Source organism: Aquamicrobium sp. YD-1-mutant5, from assembly GCF_059509755.1.
This window is the reverse complement of record NZ_JCAKKP010000004.1, coordinates 388922-406163: the sequence shown is the minus strand read 5'-3', so window position 1 is coordinate 406163 and position 17242 is coordinate 388922. Positions and strand designations below refer to the sequence as shown.

Genomic DNA, 17242 nt, shown 5'->3' with positions numbered 1-17242 from the left:
AGACTAACAGGATGGAATGTTTCTGCTATTCGGAAGAAAGCATAACCATTCCAGATCGCGGACGCGCCGTCAGGCCCTGAATTCGCGCACGCCATCGATCCACACGGAAGCGACCTCGAGGTTTTCCGTGAGGGCGACGATGTTGGCGCGCATCCCCTTCGACAGCCCTCCAAGGTGCTGCGACTGGCCGACCGCCTCAGCCGGATAGGCGGAGGCCATACGCAGCGCTTCGTCCAGTTCGAAGCCAAGCGTGTGGTGGACGAAGCGCACCGCCGAAATCATGTCAAGATCGGCCCCGGCAAGCGTCCCGTCGCCCAGCCTCAGGCTGCCTTCGCGCCGATAGATGGTGCGGTCGTTCAGGGTGAAGGAAGACATGTGCGTGCCGATGGTCGCCATGGCATCGGTCACGAGGAAGATCTTCCCCGGTCCACGCTTGGCGCGCAGCGCGATCGCCATCGTCGCCGGATCGACATGGATGCCATCGGCGATCAGCCCGGCAAACAATGTGCCGGTGTCGATTGCCGCACCCGCCAGCCCCGGCTCGCGGCTGCCGAGCGGGCTCATCGCGTTGAAGAGATGCGTCACCATCGAGGCACCCGCATTCGCATAGGTGCTGGCCGTGGCATGGGTGGTGTCGGAATGGCCGAGGCTGACGATGACGCCCGCCTTCGCCAGCGCCCCGACCTGCGCAGTGCTGACCGATTCCGGCGCGACCGTCGTCAGCAGCACCGGCACGATGCCGGCCGCCGCCACCAGCGCCTTCAGGTCGGCCTCATCCATCTTGCGGATCAATACCGGATCATGCGCACCCTTGCGTTTCAGTGACAGGTGCGGTCCTTCCAGATGCAGGCCGAGGAAACCCGGCACCTGCTTTTCCGCAGCCTGCCGTCCGGCTTCGATGGCGGCGGCGGTGATTTCAGGCGTGTCGGTGATCAGGGTCGGCAGCAGAGCCGTGGTGCCGAACGGCACATGGGCCGCGCAAATGGTTTCGATGGAAGCGAGATCGGGATGATCGTTGAGCATCACCCCGCCACCGCCATTGACCTGCAGGTCGATGAAGCCCGGCGCCAGCATGGCGCCGCCCGCCTGCACCCGCTTCAGATCGGCAGGCAGGCTTTCCGGCGGAAGGATCGCCTCGATCTCGCCATAGGCCACGACGAGGCAGGCATCGTCATGCCAGACCTGGCCATCGAATATTCTGGCCCCGCAGAGGGCGAAGCGCTCGCTCATACCGTTTCCGTCACCTTGCGCAGATTGCGCGGCATGTCCGGGTTCAGCCCCCTGTGGCGCGCAAAAGCCTCGACAAATGCATAGAAGGACACGACCAGCGGCAGCGCATCGGTGAGCGGATGGCCGGTGGCAACGAAGGGCAGACGCGCCGCCTGAGCGGCCAGAGCGCTGGTCGCGAAAACCGCGCCCTGCCGGGCCACAAGCGCATCAGCGGAAGCGGCGACAGACGGCTCGGCGGCATCCCGGGCCGCCAGCGCGACCACGGGAAAGCCGCCGCCGACCAGCGCCATCGGGCCATGCATCACCTCGGCTGCACTGTAGGCTTCGGCATGAATGCCGCAAGTTTCCTTGAATTTGAGCGCAGCCTCGCTGGCGATCGCGCTCGACGGCCCGCGGCCGAGCACGAAGAGCGAACTGCGGCCCTCCAGCGCGCCGGTCAGCGCACTCCAGTCGCAGTCGATGGCCTTTTGCAGTTGCTCCGGCAGCGCCTTCAGGGCGGACAGCAATTTCTCATCGTCTGCAGCATGGGCAAGCAGACCGAGACCGGCAACGATGGAGTTGACGAACGTCTTGGTGGCGGCGACGCTGAGTTCGGGGCCGGCCATGATATCCACGGCATGATCGCTGTCGCGCGCCAATGGCGAGTCCGCTGTATTGGTCAGGGCGATGGTCAGCGCTCCCTGTGCACGTGCGCTTTGCGCCAATGCAACGATGTCCGGGCTCTTGCCGGATTGCGAGACCGCGATGCACGCGGCCTCTTTCAGCCGCAGCTTCGCGCCGTAGATCGAGGCTACGGAGGGTCCAACGGGGGCGAATGGCAGGCCCAGTTCCAGTTCGCTGACATATTTGAGATAGGTCGCGGCATGGCTGGACGATCCACGTGCGACCGTGATGGCAAAGGCCGGATCACGGCGGCGCAAATCCTTGCCCGCCTGCTCCAGAACTGCGCCCGAGCGGTCGAGCAACCGGGCAACCGCCTGCGGAATCTCTTCCACTTCGCGGCGCATATGGGTCTGTGTCGTCGTCATGCAGGAACTCCATTGTCGTCTGCGGGGGCACTCAGACGCAACTCGGCCACGAAATCATAAGCATCCCCCCTGTAGATCGACCGTGTGAACTCCACCACGCGGCCGCTGGCAAGATAGGAAATGCGTTCTATGCGCAATCCGGCCGATCCGGCGGGCACTTCCAGCAATTCCGCGTCGGAACCGGAAAGGTTGGCCGCCGAAATCCGCTGCACCGCACGCACCGGACGGTGTCCGGTTTCAGCCAGCGCGGCATAGAGCGAGGCACCGATTCGCTCCGGGTCCGGCAGGATCGCCGCCGACATGCAGGCGCGCTCTATGGCGAGCGGCGTGCCATCGGCGATGCGCAGGCGCGACATGCGCACGACCAGCTCCCTGGCCGCCAGGCCGAGCACCATCATCTCGTCCGGCGAGGGCGTGAACACCCCCCGGTCCAGCCATTGCGAACGCACGGTCTTGCCGCGCCGGGCCATGTCCTCGGTAAAGGAGGTCAGCCTTGAAAGAGACTGTTCGACCCGCTCCACCCGGGGCGCGACGAAAGTTCCCGAGCCATGGCGCTGAACCAGAACCCCGCTGCGAACCAGATCGCTGACCGCCTTGCGCACCGTCACCCGCGAGATATCCGCCTGCAGGGCGATATCGCGCTCTGACGGCAGGGCATCGCCCGGCCCGAGCACGCCGCTGCCGACGGCTTCTTCTATGGCGCGGCGCAGGCGCAGATAGAGCGGCTGGCCGGACGGTGCGCCCTTCACATCCGCGAACAGATGATCGGCCACTTCAGCCATTCACCGCCTCCACGGAGGTGCCGAACCGGCGCGCGGCCATACGGACCGCGCCCAGCAGCGCATCGCCGCGCGGTTCGCGCAGCAGCGGCTGGTGGCGTGCGGCAAGCAGCGGCGCATAAAGGCCGGCAAGCCCGCCGAGCAGGCACAGCACATCGCCTTCGTGCAGGTCCAGCGCGCCAAGCGCGCCTTCCACATCGGCGACGGCCTTGCTGACGATGGAGCGCGCCACCACGTCGCCCTCGGCCGCATACTCAAAGACCTTGGGCGCGAACCCGCCATAGTCGCCGGGCTTTGCTCCCACCGTGAACTCAACCAGATCCTCGGGATTGTCGCGAAAGACCGCCATGATCTCGCGCGTCAGCGCAGAGGCTTCGCATATGCCGTCATAGGCAAGCAGCGTCTGCTCCAGAAGGTCGCGGCCAACGCGCGCGCCGGATGCCTGATCGCCGACCTGAAAGCCCCAGCCGCCGACGGGGCGCGAGACGCCACCGCGGCGCACCCGGTAGGCGCTGCCGGTGCCAAGCACGGCGATGGCGCCATCGCCGGAACCCACCGCGCCTTCCAGTGCGATCTCGGCGTCGCTTTCGACCCGGCTTTCGCGAAACGGCAATATGGCCTGCAACTGCTGGCGATAGGTGCCGACATTGGCGCCCGCCAGCCCCAGCACGGCGGGCGTGCGGACCAGCAATTCGGGGTCCTGCCCGGCCTCGACGAAAGCGCGGCGCGCGGCCTCCACGATATGGGTGCGGGCATTGGTGAGGTCGGTGCGGATATTGGCGGCACCCGAGCTGGCGCGGGCCAGAACCCGCCCGTCAGGCGCGGCAAGGGCTGCCCTGCAACTGGTTCCACCGCCATCTATGCCAAGCACGAAATCCATTCGGCCATCCTCCAAAATTACAATACCACTTAAATACCAATATCCAAGCGTTAATTTTTACAAGATGGACGCTCTGCGGAAGTCATTGATAATTTGCTGAAAATACGAGCGTTTTCAATATATCTTACCGCACGCCGCCTGAAATCGTTAATCAATGTGGACAAGTGGTATTTTTTTGGTATCTTTTTGGCAGGAACAAAAGGGAGGGAAAACAGCATGGGGCCATCGCTTCCCATGACATATGCGCCGGATCGACCACTGGCCGACCGGATTTGCGCACCTTTTCCTTACCTATCGAATATTTGCCAAGCTCCGGCGTGGAGGCCTGTCGCGGCAGGTGCCGTTCATGCCGGCGCAATCTGAAAAGAATCAGGGATCAACAGGGAGACGAGCATGAAAACGAAACTTCTTACGGCAGTGCTGCTTGGATCGAGCGTTCTGTGCTCGGCAGCAGCCTTCGCACAGGATGGCACGCTGACCATCGAAAGCTGGCGCAACGACGACCTCGCCATCTGGCAGGAAAAGCTGATCCCGGCCTTCCAGGCCAAGCATCCCGACATCAAGGTCGTCTTCTCCCCCTCGGCTCCGACCGAGTACAATGCCGCCCTCAATGCCAAGCTGGATGCGGGTTCGGCCGGCGACCTCATCACCTGCCGCCCGTTCGACGCCTCGCTCGACCTGTTCAAGAGCGGCAAGCTCGCCGACCTGACCGAGCTTTCGGGCATGGAGAACTTCTCCGACGTCGCCAAATCCGCATGGACGACCGATGACGGCAAGCAGACCTTCTGCGTTCCGATGGCCTCGGTGATCCACGGCTTCATCTACAATAAGGACGCCTTCAAGGAACTCGGCATCGAGCCGCCGGCGACCGAAGAGGAGTTCTTCGCCGCGCTCGACAAGATCAAGGAGGATGGCACCTATATTCCGCTCGCCATGGGCACCAAGGACCTGTGGGAAGCCGCCACCATGGGCTACCAGAACATCGGGCCTACTTACTGGCATGGCGAGGAAGGCCGTCTGGCGCTGCTGAAAGGCGAGCAGAAGCTGACCGATCCGCAGTGGGTGGAGCCCTTCGCCACGCTGGCGAAGTGGAAGCCCTATCTCGGCGACGGCTTCGAGGCCCAGACCTATCCCGACAGCCAGAACCTGTTCACGCTCGGCCGCGCCGCCATCTTCCCGGCCGGCTCGTGGGAAATCTCGGTGTTCAACACGCAGGTCGATTTCGAGATGGGCGCATTCCCGCCGCCGGTGAAGGCTGCCGGCGACACCTGCTACATCTCCGACCACACCGATATCGGCATCGGCCTGAACGCTGCTTCCAAGAATCCGGAAGCCGCGAAGACCTTCCTCACCTGGGTGGCGTCGCCTGAATTCGCCGAGATCTACGCCAACGCCCTGCCCGGCTTCTTCAGCCTGAACTCGACTCCGGTGAAGATGGAAGACCCACTGGCGCAGGAATTCGTGTCCTGGCGCGACAAGTGCAAGTCGACCATCCGCTCGACCTACCAGATCCTGTCGCGCGGCACGCCCAACCTTGAAAACGAGACATGGGTTGAATCGGCCAATGTGATCAATGGCACGGTTACGCCTGAAGAGGCGGCCAAGAAGCTGCAGACCGGCCTCGACAGCTGGTACAAGCCGGCCGAATAAGCGGGAAGCAACCCTCCCCGGCTTTCCGGGGAGGGTATCCTGCGCGATCCATTCCGCTCTCACGCATGTCCCGCCAGCCAGAACCTTCGGCCCCATGGCGCCGAAGGGCGCAAGGGGACTATGCTGATAAAGCCTTCGACCACGGACCCCGCCCATGACGGCCAGTGACACGAAACCGAAAAAGCCCTTCCGCTGGCACATCATCGTGTTCCTGGCGCCGGCGGTGCTGGTCTACACTGCGATCATGATCGTGCCGCTGTTCGGCACATTGCAATTCTCACTGTTCCGCAATGTCGCCGGCGACCAGACCTTCGTCGGGCTCGGCAATTTCCGCACCCTGTTCGGCGACCCCAACTGGTCGAAGGGCTTCTGGAACGCACTCGGCAACAATGTGTGGTTCTTCATCATCCACATGCTGGTGCAGAACCCGATCGGCATCATGCTGGCGGCCCTGCTCTCCAGCCCGAAACTCCGGTTCTCTTCCTTCTACCGAACCGCCATCTTCATTCCCACGATCCTGTCCTTCGTGATCGTCGGGTTCGCGTGGAAGCTGATCCTGTCGCCGATATGGGGCGTGGCCCCCGATCTTCTCGGTCTGGTCGGCCTGAAAAGCCTGTTCACGCCATGGCTCGGCAAGGAAGAATACGCGCTTACCGCGCTCAGCCTGATCTCGGTGTGGCAGTTCGTCGGCATTCCGATGATGCTGATCTATGCCGCGCTTCTGTCGATTCCCGACGAGGTGATCGAGGCGGCCGAATGCGATGGCGTGACCGGCATGTCCCAGTTCTGGAAAATCAAGCTGCCGCTGATCCTGCCGGCGATCGGCATCATCTCGGTGCTGACATTCGTCGCCAATTTCAACGCCTTCGACCTGATCTATTCGGCGCAAGGGGCGCTTGCCGGGCCCAATTACTCGACCGATATTCTGGGCACCTATCTCTATCGCGCCTTCTTCGGCTTCCAGCTTCAGGTCGGCGACCGCAACATGGGCGCGGCCATCGCCACCATGATGTTTCTCATCATCCTGGCCGGCGTATGCCTCTATCTGTTCCTCATCCAGACGCGGCTGCGCCGCTACAAGTTCTGAGGAGGCCAAGATGAGCCGCGCCACCACCTCGCTGCCCCGCTCGGTCGCCGCCCACGCGATCCTGATCGCCTATACGGTGATCGCGCTGTTTCCGGTCTTCGTCATCCTCATCAACTCCTTCAAGGCGCGCAAGGCGATCTTCGGTTCGCCGCTCACTCCACCGACGCCGGAAACCTTCGATCTGGTCGGCTACCGCATGGTGCTGACGCAGGGCGATTTCTTCCTCTATTTCCAGAACAGCTTTGTCGTCACCGTGGCCGCGCTGTTCTTCGTGCTGCTGTTCGGCGCCATGGCGGCCTTTGCGCTGTCGGAATACCGCTTCCGCGGCAACCGGCTGATGGGGCTCTATCTGGCGCTCGGCATCATGATCCCGATCCGCCTCGGCACCGTCGCCATCTTGCAGATGATGGTGGCATCCGGGCTGGTCAACACGCTGACGGCGCTGATCCTCGTCTACACCGCGCAGGGCCTGCCGCTGGCAATTTTCATTCTCACCGAATTCATGAGCGGCGTTTCCGATGATCTGAAGAATGCCGGGCGCATCGACGGGCTTTCGGAATACCGCATCTTTTTCCGGCTGGTGCTGCCGCTGGTGCGGCCGGCCATGGCGACGGTCGCCGTTTTCACCATGATCCCGATCTGGAACGACCTGTGGTTCCCGCTGATCCTCGCCCCCTCCGAGGCGACCAAGACCGTGACCCTCGGCGCCCAGATGTTCATCGGCCAGTATGTCACCAACTGGAATGCGGTGCTGGCAGCCCTTTCGCTGGCGATCCTGCCGGTGCTCGTCCTCTACCTCATCTTCTCGCGGCAACTGATCCGCGGCATCACTTCCGGAGCAGTCAAGTGAGTGAGACCAGACCCGTTCGCGTCGTCGTCGCCGGGCTCGGCAATATGGGCCGCAGCCATGCGCTGGCTTACGCCACCAATCCGGGCTTCGAGATTGCGGCGCTCGTCAACCGCTCCGATGTCGAGCTGCCGGCTCCGTTGACCGGCCATGCGATCCGCCGCTCCTTCAGCGAAGCACTGGCCGAGGAAAAGCCCGAGCTTGCCTGCATCGCCACCTATTCGGACAGCCATGCAGATTATGCCGTCGAGGCCATCGAGGCGGGCTGCCATGTGTTCGTGGAGAAGCCGCTGGCAACGACCGTGGCGGACGCTCAGCGAGTGGTGGATGCGGCTAAAGCCAATGGCCGCAAGCTGGTGATCGGCTACATATTGCGCCATCATCCCTCATGGATGCGGCTGATTGCGGAAGCACGCGAGCTTGGCGGCCCTTACGTGTTTCGCATGAACCTCAATCAGCAATCGTCTGGCGCCACCTGGGAGACGCACAAGCAGCTGATGAAGACGACCTCGCCCATCGTCGACTGCGGCGTGCATTATCTTGACGTGATGTGCCAGATCACCGACGCGAAGCCGGTCGAGGTGCGCGGCATGGGCGTGCGCCTTTCCGGTGAGATCGATGCCGGCATGTACAATTACGGCCATCTTCAGGTGCTGTTCGAGGACGGGTCCATCGGCTGGTACGAGGCCGGCTGGGGGCCGATGATTTCCGAGACCGCCTTCTTCGTGAAGGACGTGATCTCGCCCAATGGCTGCGTGTCGATCGTCATGGCCGAGGGTGCGAGATCGGACGACATCGACACCCACACCAAAACCTCGACCATCCGCCTGCACAGCGCCGCCACGGCCGAGGACGGGCGCTTCGCAAAGCAGGACCAGTTGCTGTCCATGCAGGGCGAGCCTGGCCATCAGGATCTGTGCGACCTCGAACAGGCTTTCGTGCTGAAGGCGATCCGCGAGGACATCGACCTCACCCGCCACATGGACGATGCCGTCAAATCGCTGGCCGTCTGTCTCGCCGCCGACGAGAGCGTGCGCACCGGCAAACCGGTTCGCCTGTGAGCGGGATCGCGACATTCAACAAGGACGACACATGGGTTCGCTGAACATTGAAAACGTGAAAAAGTCCTTCGGGCAGGTCGATGTGCTGAAAGGCATCGACCTCGAAGTGGCGGACGGCGAATTCGTCGTCTTCGTCGGCCCCTCGGGCTGCGGCAAGTCCACCTTGCTCAGGGTCATCGCCGGGCTGGAAGACGCCACCTCGGGCCGGGTCGTCATCGACGGCAAGGACGTGACCGCGACCCCGCCGGCCAAACGCGGCATCGCCATGGTGTTCCAGACCTATGCGCTCTATCCGCATCTGACGGTGAAGAACAATATGGGGCTCGGCCTGAAGCAGGCCGGCACGCCGGCCGCCGAGATCGAAAAGCGCGTCGCGGAAGCCTCCGCCATGCTGTCGCTCGATCCTTACCTCCAGCGCCGACCGGCGGAACTGTCGGGCGGGCAGCGCCAGCGCGTCGCCATCGGCCGCGCTGTGGTGCGCGAACCCAGCCTGTTCCTGTTCGACGAGCCGCTCTCCAATCTGGACGCGGCGCTGCGCGTCAACACGCGGCTGGAAATCGCCCAGCTTCATCGCCGCCTCAAGGCGACCATGATCTACGTCACCCACGATCAGGTCGAGGCCATGACGCTGGCCGATCGCATCGTGGTGCTGAATGGCGGCCGCATCGAGCAGATCGGCGCGCCGATGGAGCTGTACAACGTACCCGCCAACGAGTTCGTCGCCGGCTTCATCGGCTCGCCCAAGATGAACTTCATCGAGGGCGCAAGGCTGGGTGAAAGCGTGAAGACGATCGGCGTGCGGCCCGAGCACATCAGCGTCGATCCGGAAAAGGGTGACTGGAAAGGCACCGTCATCCATGCCGAGCATCTGGGTGCCGACACCAATCTCTATCTCGATTGCGAGAAGGCGGGGCTGATCACGGTGCGCCTGTTCGGCGTCTACAATGCCGAGCCGGGCGCCACGCTCTATGCCACGCCTGACCCGGCCGGTACCTATCGCTTCGGACAGGACGGCAAGCGCATATAGGGAGGCCTTGTGCGGCCAGCGTTCCCATCAAAATGAAAAGCCCCGGCGCGCGAGCACCGGGGCTTTCAATTGAATTGCCGAAAAAAACCTGTCAGCCGACGAAGGCGCGTTCGACCACGAAATCGGCCGGGCTGTTCAGCGAGCCCTCGACGAAGCTGCGTGCCTCGACCAGTTCCTTGACGTCGCGCAGCATGTGCATCGATCCGCAGATCATGACGCGGTCGGTTTCGCGGTTCAGCGGCTCGATGCCGAGATCGCGGTAGAACTTGCCGCTCTCGATGAGCGCCGTGATGCGCCCCATCACCGGCGTTTCCTCGCGCGTCGTGGAATTGTAGAGCGTGACGCGGCCGGCGGCGAACTCGCCGATCAGCGGATCGTCCTGCAACGATGCCACCAGTTCCTGACCGTAAGTGAGCTCGGCGCGGTCGCGGCAGGTGTGGGTGATGAACACATGCTCGAACCGCTCATAGGTATCGGGATCGCGCAGCAGGCTGGCAAAGGGAGCGATGCCTGTGCCGGTGGAAATCATGAACAGCCTTTTGGCCGGGGTAAGGGCGTCGAGCACCAGCGTGCCGGTCGCCTTCTGGCGCAGCAGGATGGTGTCGCCCGGCTGAATCTTCTGCAGGTGCTGGGTCAGCGGGCCGTCCTGCACCTTGATGGAGAAGAATTCGAGTTCCTCGTCCCAGGCGGGGCTTGCCACGGAATAGGCGCGGAACACCGGCTTCTCGGCATTCGGAAGGCCGATCATGACAAACTCGCCGGAGCGGAAGCGCAGCGATTGCGGGCGGGTCACGCGAAAGGCAAACAGCTTGTCGGTATAGTGTTTCACCGACACCACGGTCTCGGCGTAGACATTGGCCGGAATGGGGAACTGGACCGGCTTTGCGTCAGCCGAATTCAACGTGGGAACCGTATTCATCAAGACAACTTTCCGCAAAAATGCAGCGCATCAGATCATGCGCGACCGGTCTGTCGGGGTCCAGCGCGCCCAGGCGCAGTACTGTTCGGGTAAGCCCGTATGCCTGCAAACTAGATATATAGGGGTGAGTTTTGCGTCAAGCAGCGGCGGCAAAAGGTCTTTTCAATCCGGAACGCATCGGCAGCAGGAACGTTGCGGGTTTCGACGACTTTGGCGAAACTTCACCTCCGGGCGCGAAAGCTGAGGATTATTGCGGGAAAAAACATCTCTTTCGTTAACGCAGCCGGTACGTAGTGCCGGACATCCCGAAAGCTTCCGATAACGCTGTTGCCTCTAAAGGCCCGCCTTCCTATAGAAGGTTGAGCCTGCTCCATACGGAGATCAGGGCATCAGAGACAAGGGTCTGCCGAAGACACGATTGTGTCGCCGCGACGGGAAATCTGTTGCAACGCGCCGGACGAACAGGAAAGGAACCCGATGGCTGACCAGTTGGCAACCGAGATCATCGGCAAAATCAAGGAACATGCCGAGCCGGGCGACGAGGAAATCACAGTCACGACCGAACTGACCTCGCTCGGAATTCATTCGCTTGAGCTGACCGAGATCATCTTCGATCTCGAGGAACAGTATGGCATCGAGATCGAGATGAATACGGTTGACGCCTGGAGCAACCTGAAGAATGTCGGCGATATGATCGAGGCTGTCCGCGCCCTGATTGCCAAGAAGAACTGATCAGGAGCTTCATGCGCAAGCGCGTCGTCATCACCGGCATGGGTGGTCTCTGCGGCCTCGGCACCAGTGCCGCGGAGATCTGGAACGAAATGCGGGCCGGCCGTTCGGCCATCGGACCCATTTCCAATCCCGCACTTCACGACACCAGGGTTGCCAGCGGCTGCGAAATCAAAACGCTGCCCGACCATGGCGTGGAGCGCAAGCAACTGGTGGCCATGGACCGCTTCAGCCTGCTTGCGGTGATCGCCGCCCGCGAAGCCTCCCGAAATGCCGGCCTTTCCATCGACGAGACCAACACGCAGCGCATCGGCACCATCGTGGGTGTCGGCGTGTGCGGCTGGGAGGTCATCGAGGAAAACTACCGGGCCATTCTGCTCGAAGGCAAGTCGCGCGCCGGCATTTTCTCCGTGCCCAAGGCCATGCCAGGTGCGCCGGCAGGACATGTCTCCATGAGCCTCGGGCTTCGGGGGCCGGTCTTCGGCGTCACCTCCGCCTGCGCCTCCTCCAACCACGCCATCGCCTCGGCGGTGGACCAGATCAGGCTCGGCCGCGCCGACGTCATGCTGGCCGGGGGCACGGATGCGCCGATGGTGTGGGGCATCCTGAAGGGATGGGAAGCGCTTCGCGTTCTCTCGCCCGACACCTGCCGCCCGTTCTCGGCCGACCGGCAAGGACTGGTGCTCGGCGAAGGCGCGGGAATGGTCGTTCTCGAAAGCTATGACCACGCCGTGGCGCGCGGCGCCGACATTCTGGCCGAGGTGGCGGGTTCCGGCTTCTCCGGCGACGCGTCCGACATCGTTGCGCCCACCATCGAAGGGCCGGAACGCGCTATGCGCGCCTGCCTTGCCGATGCAGGTCTCAACCCGGAAGAGATCGACTATCTCAACGCCCACGGAACCGGCACCAAAGCCAACGATCAGATCGAGACGGCCGCGATCAAGCGCGTGTTCGGCGACCACGCCTACAAGCTTTCCGTATCGTCCACCAAGTCCATGCATGCGCACTGCCTCGGCGCGTCGGGCGCGCTGGAGCTGATCGCCTGCGTCATGGCGATGCGCGAAGGCATCGTGCCGCCAACGGCGAATTACCGCGAACCCGATCCCGACTGCGATCTGGACATCACGCCCAACACGGCACGCGAGCGCAAGGTTCGCGCTGCAATCTCCAACGCCTTCGCCTTCGGCGGCACCAATGCCGTTCTGGCGCTCAAAGCAGTGTGATTTGTCATTGATCGGGACTGCGGCCCATAACATGCCGCACGTCCCGCATCCGCCATTCCGGCACCACCTCACGCAGGAGTTCTTCCATGGCCGATCTCTCCGCCTTTCCCGTCACCGCGCGCTGGCCCGCTCAGCATCCTGACCGGATTCAGCTCTACTCCGCGCCGACGCCCAACGGCGTGAAGGTCTCGATCGCTCTTGAAGAACTCGGCCTGCCCTATGAGGCGCACTATATCGACATCGGCAAGGACGAGACGTGGGGGCCGGAGTTCCTGTCGCTCAATCCGAACGGCAAGATACCCTCGATCATCGACCCGAAGGGGCCGGACGGCGCGCCGCTGGCGCTGTTCGAGTCCGGCGCGATCCTGCTCTATCTCGCCGAAAAGACCGGCAAGCTCCTGCCAGCCGACGCGGCGCGGCGCTACGAGACCATCCAGTGGGTGTTCTTCCAGATGGCGGCGATCGGGCCGATGTTCGGCCAGCTCGGTTTCTTCCACAAATTCGCCGGGCGCGAGATCGCCGACAAGCGCCCGCTGGAGCGCTACCGCGCCGAATCGCGCCGGCTGGTCGGCGTACTCGACGGGCGCCTCAAGGGCCGCAAATGGATCATGGACAATGACTACACCATTGCCGACATTTCCATGCTCGGCTGGGTGCGAAACCTGATCGGCTTTTATGAAGCACGCGAACTGGTTGGTTTCGACGATTTCCCGGCTGTGGCCGAATGGCTGGAACGTGGGCTGGCCCGGCCGGCCGTGCAGGCCGGACTGGAAATTCCCACACGCGGCTAGAGAGCATTTTGCAGCCAGATGGAACCATCTGGCGTCGCAGAAATGCTTTAAAGCTCCTCGCCGTCGCCGACCACCATGTCGGCGGCGCGGCGCCTGGCCGATACACGCCGTGCATTGGGCAGATCGTTCGAGGCAACTTTGGTGCGCGCCTCTTCATCGGCAAGGCCATGTGTGTTCCAGCGCGCCAGAAGCCGCTTCTCCAGAACCGTGTCCGGCACATCGAGGAAGACGGAGAAGTCGAATAGATCCGCCAGCCGCGACCACGGCTCCTCGTCAAGCAGGAGATAGTTGCCCTCGACCAGCACGAAACGTGTCTGCGGCTCCAGTATGGCTGCCGCCGCGCGCGACAGTTCCATGCTGCGGTCGAACAGCGGAATGGCGATCTCCGGGTCACCGGCCCTGATGCGCCTGAGCAAGGTTTCGAAGCCGGAAAAGTCGAAAGTCTCGGGGCTGCCCTTGCGCTCCCGCAACCCCCGGCGCTCCAGCACGCCGTCGTCATAGTGGAAGCCGTCCATCGGGACGACTTCGGCCGCGCCCTCCGGCAACAATTCCTTCAGTTTTCCCGAAAGCGTCGACTTTCCCGAGCCCGGCGGTCCGGCAATGGCGACGACGAACCGGCCCGACTTGCCGGCGCGCTTGAAGATAGCGGAAGCTATGGACGCGATTTCTGACATCTTGACCTCCTGTTGCCGTTAGAACGAATGGCTGCGCGTGCAGTTCCGCACCGTTTTGAAGCGAAGCATAGAATGACCCGGTCATCGTGCCGCTGGCAACGGGCATTGAAGCGCATGGACGCGGCACATCGCTTCAGCTAGGGTCCGCGCCAAATTCCGTTCCAGCCAGCTTTACCTCACGGCCCGCGATTGTCCCGACTGCTTCAGAAACTCGCTGTCATCCTCACGCTGGTCGCGATGGTCGCCGGCTGCACCACGGCAATGCCGCCGGAAGCCGTGCTTTCGGTGCCGGCCGCGCCGCAGAAATACGCCTCCATCGTGGTCGATGCACGGACCGGCAAGCAGCTGTTCGAGATGAACTCGACATCGCCGCGTTATCCGGCCTCGCTGACCAAGATGATGACGCTCTACATGCTGTTCGAGGCCCTGACCGCAGGACGCGTCGAGAAGGACGCCGGGATTCCGGTCTCCGCCTATGCCGCCTCGCGCCCGCCAAGCAAGCTTGGCCTGCGCCCCGGCGAGCGCATCGACGTCGATACGGCCATCCGCGCGCTGACGGTGAAATCCGCCAATGACGTGGCCGCCGCCGTGGGCGAATATCTGGCCGACAGCGAGGACGCCTTCGCCGCCGCCATGACCGCCAGGGCCCGTCAGCTCGGCATGCGCAACACCACTTTCCGCAATGCTTCGGGCCTGCCCGATGACGGGCAGTTCACCACCGCCCGCGACATGGCGGTTCTGGGCATCGCGCTGCGCAATCGCTTCCCGCAATATTATCACTATTTTTCGGCCACAGACTTCATGTTCCGCGGCAAGCTGGTGCGCGGCCATAACGACATGCTCGGCCGCGTCGCCGGCGTCGACGGCATCAAGACCGGCTACATAAGAGCCTCCGGTTTCAACATCGTCACCTCCTACAGTGCCGACGGCCGCCGCTATGTGGTGGTTGTGATGGGCGCCAACACCGCCCGCGAGCGCAATGCGCACGCCGAATCCCTGCTTGAAAGGGCCCTTGGCTCAGCTCCTGACAGAACCCGGCTGGTGTTTCAGGAAAATCCTTAGAGCGGCGAACGCCGCTCGAAATGTTTATTTCTACGCAATCCCGAACGCAAAACCGCAGCGCACTTTTGCTGGAATGGCTCCAACGCCGCGCTGGCCCGATTAGCTTATCGGCATCACGATGCGGTCGGTCTTGTCGCCCTTCGGACGCTCCACCGGCATCTGGTCGCCGGTGACGATGAAGTAGATCGTCTCGGCAATGTTGGTGGCGTGGTCGCCTATGCGCTCGATGTTCTTGGCGCAGAACAGCAGATGCGTGCAGGGCGTGATGTTGCGCGGATCCTCCATCATGTAGGTCAGGAGTTCGCGGAACAGCGAGGTGTACATGGCGTCGATCTGATCGTCGCGGTCGCGAACGAAACCGATGGTCGCCACCGAGCGCGAAGCGTAGACGTCGAGCACTTCCTTGAGCTGTGTAAGCGCCAGATCGGACAGCGCCTCGATGCCTCTGTAGAGAGAGACGGGCTGCACCGCATCGCCCACCGAAGCCACGCGCTTGGCGACGTTCTTGGCAAGATCACCGACGCGTTCAAGATCCGCGGAAATGCGGATGACACCGATCACCTCGCGAAGATCCGTGGCCATCGGCTGGCGCTTGCCAATCAGCAGGATGGCCTTGTCGTCCACTTCCCGCTGGCCCTGATCGAGAACTGCATCATCCTCGATCACCTTGCGGGCAAGCTCCGGATCGGAATTCACCAGGGCCGAAATGGCCTGCTCGACCATGCGCTCGGCATGGCCGCCCATCGCAGCAATGCGCTTCGACAAATATTTCAGCTCCTCGTCATAGGCGCTGACAATATGCACAGACTGCATGGGCGGAACCTCCAGGGCCACTTTGATTCGGCCTCGCTTATTTCCCTTCCGTTACGCCACTCACATGACAATTGCACGAAAGTCGGCAAGGAACCTGTCATCCATTCTAGCGTCGCCTCCCCGGCAATTCTAGTTCGTCGGCAAATGAACGGTGAATGCCGCTCCCTTGCCAAGCTCCGACTGGATGGAAAGCCGGCCGTGATGGCGGGTGAGGATGTGCTTGACGATCGCAAGTCCCAGCCCCGTTCCCTTGCGCGAATGCGCCGTTTCGGAATCGATGCGATAGAAGCGTTCGGTGACGCGCGGAATATGCTCTTCGGCGATGCCGGGCCCGAAATCGCGGATCGTGACATCGATGCCGGGCTGGCCGCCCTTGTCGCCCGGTTCTATGGAAACCACAACGCGGTCTCCGTCCTGTCCGTATTTGCAGGCATTCTCCAGAAGATTCTCGAAGACCTGATAAAGCTCGTCGCGATCACCCGGAACCTCCATCGGCCCGTTGGCGAATTGCCGCTCGATGGCAAGCCCGTTCTCGCCTGCCACCGGCGCAAGCGAATCGATGACGCTATCGAGAACCTGCTTGAGATCGACCCGCGCCCCGGCCTTCAGATAGGGCTTCATCTCCAGCCGCGACAGTGACAGCATGTCGTCTATCAGGCGGGCCATGCGCCCGGTCTGGTTCTGCATGATCTGCAGGAACTGCTCGCGCGCGGCCGGATCATTGCGGGCCGGTCCGCGCAGCGTCTCGATGAACCCCGCGATGGAGGCCAGCGGCGTGCGCATCTCATGGCTGGCATTGGCGATGAAGTCGGCACGCATGCGGTCGATGCGGCGCGCTTCGCTCTGGTCCTTGAACAGAAGCACATGCAGCCGCGAGCCGTGCCCCACGGAAGAGGCGGTGACGCGATAGACGCGCTCTACCGGCAGCTTGTCGATGAAATCCACCGATTGCGAGCCGCCGCCGGGGAGCGACGCATCGATCAGCGCCTGCATTTCGGGCGCGCGGAACTTGAGCTGGAGCGACATGCCGGCAGGCAGATCTCCGAAAGCGGCCAACGCCGCCGCATTGGCATGGATGATCGAGGCACCATCGTCGAATACGATCAGCGGATCGGTGACGGCGGCCGCAAGGTTTTCCGCCGACAGGCTGTGCAGTTCCCCCGGTTCGCGGCCTTTCCTGCCATGTTCCTGCCGCTGATGTGATACCGATCCGGTCAGGCCGGCAACCAGCAGCAGGATGACGATAGCGCCCGGGATGACGAGCCAGGGCAGATCGGCGAGGAAGAAAACCCCGAACACCGCAACCATGGCCGTGACCAGCAGCCAGCGTGCCGCCCACAAATTGCTGGCGAAATGATGCACGCCATACTTCTGTCGGTCGCTCAAATCGGCCATCATGTCCGGCAGAATGCTCCTGTATCTCTGCATCTTGTCCTAGCACG

Annotated in this window: 17 protein-coding genes; 9 read left to right on the top strand and 8 right to left on the bottom strand. The window is 62.8% G+C overall.

Going from position 1 to position 17242, the window contains the following annotated elements; all coding sequences use genetic code 11:
• Nucleotides 1-69 precede the first annotated feature (69 nt).
• From nagA to AC5XE7_RS09555, 4 genes are read right to left on the bottom strand one after another with little or no spacing between them, the layout of a single operon-like run.
• Entirely contained in the window at nucleotides 70-1230 is a 1161-nt protein-coding gene (gene nagA / locus AC5XE7_RS09570) for an N-acetylglucosamine-6-phosphate deacetylase (protein ID WP_495365820.1), read from the bottom strand.
• A complete protein-coding gene (locus AC5XE7_RS09565) occupies nucleotides 1227-2258 on the bottom strand; it encodes an SIS domain-containing protein (protein WP_495365819.1) in 1032 nt (343 codons plus the stop codon). The genes nagA and AC5XE7_RS09565 overlap by 4 nt, the downstream gene beginning before the upstream one ends.
• Nucleotides 2255-3040: a GntR family transcriptional regulator gene (locus AC5XE7_RS09560; protein WP_495365818.1), complete on the bottom strand. Its 786-nt coding sequence runs from the start codon at nucleotides 3038-3040 to the stop codon at nucleotides 2255-2257. Before AC5XE7_RS09560 ends, AC5XE7_RS09565 begins: the two co-directional genes overlap by 4 nt.
• Nucleotides 3033-3917: a glucosamine kinase nucleotide-binding domain-containing protein gene (locus AC5XE7_RS09555; RefSeq protein WP_495365817.1), complete on the bottom strand. Its 885-nt coding sequence runs from the start codon at nucleotides 3915-3917 to the stop codon at nucleotides 3033-3035. The genes AC5XE7_RS09560 and AC5XE7_RS09555 overlap by 8 nt, the downstream gene beginning before the upstream one ends.
• 393 nt (nucleotides 3918-4310) lie before the next feature.
• Here AC5XE7_RS09555 and AC5XE7_RS09550 point away from each other — a divergent pair, with 393 nt between their 5' ends.
• The 5 genes from AC5XE7_RS09550 (at nucleotide 4311) to AC5XE7_RS09530 (ending at nucleotide 9589) form a co-directional block, all read left to right on the top strand.
• Nucleotides 4311-5567, top strand: coding sequence for an ABC transporter substrate-binding protein (locus AC5XE7_RS09550; protein WP_495365816.1), 1257 nt, complete (start codon nucleotides 4311-4313; stop codon nucleotides 5565-5567).
• A 154-nt stretch (nucleotides 5568-5721) separates the two neighbouring features.
• Nucleotides 5722-6654 carry a carbohydrate ABC transporter permease gene (locus AC5XE7_RS09545; RefSeq protein WP_495365815.1) on the top strand — a complete coding sequence of 311 codons (933 nt, stop codon included), beginning with the start codon at nucleotides 5722-5724 and terminating at the stop codon, nucleotides 6652-6654.
• Between the two features lie 10 nt (nucleotides 6655-6664).
• On the top strand, nucleotides 6665-7504 hold the full coding sequence (locus AC5XE7_RS09540) for a carbohydrate ABC transporter permease (protein ID WP_495365814.1): 840 nt from the start codon (nucleotides 6665-6667) through the stop codon (nucleotides 7502-7504).
• On the top strand, nucleotides 7501-8562 hold the full coding sequence (locus tag AC5XE7_RS09535; protein WP_495365813.1) for a Gfo/Idh/MocA family protein: 1062 nt from the start codon (nucleotides 7501-7503) through the stop codon (nucleotides 8560-8562). The genes AC5XE7_RS09540 and AC5XE7_RS09535 overlap by 4 nt, the downstream gene beginning before the upstream one ends.
• A gap of 31 nt (nucleotides 8563-8593) precedes the next feature.
• The gene (locus AC5XE7_RS09530) at nucleotides 8594-9589 is read left to right on the top strand and encodes an ABC transporter ATP-binding protein (protein ID WP_495365812.1); all 996 of its coding nucleotides are present in this window, start codon (nucleotides 8594-8596) and stop codon (nucleotides 9587-9589) included.
• Between the two features lie 91 nt (nucleotides 9590-9680).
• Here AC5XE7_RS09530 and AC5XE7_RS09525 read toward each other — a convergent pair whose 3' ends face one another.
• Nucleotides 9681-10508: a ferredoxin--NADP reductase gene (locus AC5XE7_RS09525; RefSeq protein WP_495365811.1), complete on the bottom strand. Its 828-nt coding sequence runs from the start codon at nucleotides 10506-10508 to the stop codon at nucleotides 9681-9683.
• Between the two features lie 477 nt (nucleotides 10509-10985).
• On the opposite strand from AC5XE7_RS09525, the gene AC5XE7_RS09520 reads away from it, so the two are divergent.
• The 3 genes from AC5XE7_RS09520 to AC5XE7_RS09510 all read left to right on the top strand — a co-directional run bounded on the left by AC5XE7_RS09520 (nucleotide 10986) and on the right by AC5XE7_RS09510 (nucleotide 13251).
• Nucleotides 10986-11240 carry an acyl carrier protein gene (locus AC5XE7_RS09520; protein WP_183826857.1) on the top strand — a complete coding sequence of 85 codons (255 nt, stop codon included), beginning with the start codon at nucleotides 10986-10988 and terminating at the stop codon, nucleotides 11238-11240.
• Nucleotides 11241-11251: 11 nt separating this feature from the next.
• The gene (locus tag AC5XE7_RS09515; RefSeq protein ID WP_495365810.1) at nucleotides 11252-12460 is read left to right on the top strand and encodes a beta-ketoacyl-[acyl-carrier-protein] synthase family protein; all 1209 of its coding nucleotides are present in this window, start codon (nucleotides 11252-11254) and stop codon (nucleotides 12458-12460) included.
• A gap of 86 nt (nucleotides 12461-12546) precedes the next feature.
• On the top strand, nucleotides 12547-13251 hold the full coding sequence (locus tag AC5XE7_RS09510) for a glutathione S-transferase family protein (RefSeq protein ID WP_239800391.1): 705 nt from the start codon (nucleotides 12547-12549) through the stop codon (nucleotides 13249-13251).
• Between the two features lie 47 nt (nucleotides 13252-13298).
• Here the strand turns inward: AC5XE7_RS09510 and AC5XE7_RS09505 are convergent, their stop codons facing one another.
• Entirely contained in the window at nucleotides 13299-13925 is a 627-nt protein-coding gene (locus tag AC5XE7_RS09505; RefSeq protein WP_495365809.1) for a nucleoside triphosphate hydrolase, read from the bottom strand.
• A 237-nt stretch (nucleotides 13926-14162) separates the two neighbouring features.
• Here AC5XE7_RS09505 and AC5XE7_RS09500 point away from each other — a divergent pair, with 237 nt between their 5' ends.
• Complete coding sequence (locus AC5XE7_RS09500; RefSeq protein WP_495365888.1) at nucleotides 14163-14987, top strand: D-alanyl-D-alanine carboxypeptidase family protein; 825 nt, start codon at nucleotides 14163-14165, stop codon at nucleotides 14985-14987.
• A 99-nt stretch (nucleotides 14988-15086) separates the two neighbouring features.
• On the opposite strand, the gene phoU is transcribed toward AC5XE7_RS09500, so the two are convergent.
• Nucleotides 15087-15800, bottom strand: coding sequence for a phosphate signaling complex protein PhoU (gene phoU, locus AC5XE7_RS09495; RefSeq protein WP_239800389.1), 714 nt, complete (start codon nucleotides 15798-15800; stop codon nucleotides 15087-15089).
• A 129-nt stretch (nucleotides 15801-15929) separates the two neighbouring features.
• On the bottom strand, nucleotides 15930-17228 hold the full coding sequence (locus AC5XE7_RS09490) for a sensor histidine kinase (protein WP_495365808.1): 1299 nt from the start codon (nucleotides 17226-17228) through the stop codon (nucleotides 15930-15932).
• Nucleotides 17229-17242: the final 14 nt, after the last annotated feature.

Coding starts and splice junctions, on each gene's coding strand:
- nagA (WP_495365820.1), bottom strand. CDS start 1,230: ATGAGCGAGCGCTTCGCCCTCTGCGGGGCCAGAATATTCGATGGCCAG.
- AC5XE7_RS09565 (WP_495365819.1), bottom strand. CDS start 2,258: ATGACGACGACACAGACCCATATGCGCCGCGAAGTGGAAGAGATTCCG.
- AC5XE7_RS09560 (WP_495365818.1), bottom strand. CDS start 3,040: ATGGCTGAAGTGGCCGATCATCTGTTCGCGGATGTGAAGGGCGCACCG.
- AC5XE7_RS09555 (WP_495365817.1), bottom strand. CDS start 3,917: ATGGATTTCGTGCTTGGCATAGATGGCGGTGGAACCAGTTGCAGGGCA.
- AC5XE7_RS09550 (WP_495365816.1), top strand. CDS start 4,311: ATGAAAACGAAACTTCTTACGGCAGTGCTGCTTGGATCGAGCGTTCTG.
- AC5XE7_RS09545 (WP_495365815.1), top strand. CDS start 5,722: ATGACGGCCAGTGACACGAAACCGAAAAAGCCCTTCCGCTGGCACATC.
- AC5XE7_RS09540 (WP_495365814.1), top strand. CDS start 6,665: ATGAGCCGCGCCACCACCTCGCTGCCCCGCTCGGTCGCCGCCCACGCG.
- AC5XE7_RS09530 (WP_495365812.1), top strand. CDS start 8,594: ATGGGTTCGCTGAACATTGAAAACGTGAAAAAGTCCTTCGGGCAGGTC.
- AC5XE7_RS09525 (WP_495365811.1), bottom strand. CDS start 10,508: ATGAATACGGTTCCCACGTTGAATTCGGCTGACGCAAAGCCGGTCCAG.
- AC5XE7_RS09520 (WP_183826857.1), top strand. CDS start 10,986: ATGGCTGACCAGTTGGCAACCGAGATCATCGGCAAAATCAAGGAACAT.
- AC5XE7_RS09515 (WP_495365810.1), top strand. CDS start 11,252: ATGCGCAAGCGCGTCGTCATCACCGGCATGGGTGGTCTCTGCGGCCTC.
- AC5XE7_RS09510 (WP_239800391.1), top strand. CDS start 12,547: ATGGCCGATCTCTCCGCCTTTCCCGTCACCGCGCGCTGGCCCGCTCAG.
- AC5XE7_RS09505 (WP_495365809.1), bottom strand. CDS start 13,925: ATGTCAGAAATCGCGTCCATAGCTTCCGCTATCTTCAAGCGCGCCGGC.
- AC5XE7_RS09500 (WP_495365888.1), top strand. CDS start 14,163: ATGGTCGCCGGCTGCACCACGGCAATGCCGCCGGAAGCCGTGCTTTCG.
- phoU (WP_239800389.1), bottom strand. CDS start 15,800: ATGCAGTCTGTGCATATTGTCAGCGCCTATGACGAGGAGCTGAAATAT.
- AC5XE7_RS09490 (WP_495365808.1), bottom strand. CDS start 17,228: ATGCAGAGATACAGGAGCATTCTGCCGGACATGATGGCCGATTTGAGC.